The organism is Thermobrachium celere DSM 8682 (assembly GCF_000430995.1).
Classification (GTDB): domain Bacteria; phylum Bacillota; class Clostridia; order Clostridiales; family Caloramatoraceae; genus Thermobrachium; species Thermobrachium celere.
Genome location: NZ_HF952009.1, coordinates 3,450 through 3,931 on the forward strand (window position 1 = coordinate 3,450; position 482 = coordinate 3,931).

The 482-nt window shown below is 36.7% G+C and carries 1 protein-coding gene; it reads right to left on the reverse strand.

Annotation, left to right across the window (positions count from 1 at the left end; translation table 11 throughout):
• Positions 1–130 precede the first annotated feature (130 nt).
• A partial coding sequence (locus TCEL_RS13735; protein ID WP_198010623.1) for a hypothetical protein occupies positions 131–482 on the reverse strand: 352 nt, incomplete at its 5' end.

Below are 482 nucleotides of genomic sequence, written 5' to 3' on the forward strand. Positions count from 1 at the left end.
TGCATGGTTGTCGTCAGCTCGTGTCGTGAGATGTTGGGTTAAGTCCCGCAACGAGCGCAACCCTTGCCTTTAGTTGCCAGCACTTCGGGTGGCCTATTGCAGATGCTTTAGATTTTCAAGCTGTTCTCTTCTATGCTCCTGTTTTTCCAATTGTTTTTTGTAGGGTAAATTCATCCATATTGTGCTTATTATGGTCAAGATAATGCTCTGTATAGATTAGATTTTTTTCAATATTTTCTACTTCCCTCTTGTAAAAATCATCATCTTTACCATATGCAATAAGATTTCTTAAATGCTTAATCTGTTCCTCCCTCTGTCTTTGAAGTTCAAGTACATATTTAATCTCATCTAAATCAGTAATATTTGAATGCTCTTCAAGATGTCTCTCTGTTCTTGTATGTTTTTCAACTAAATCTATAAGCTGATCAATCCTTCTTGCATTAACTTCCTTCAAGCTGTCCTGTCCGTCACATTCATTATGA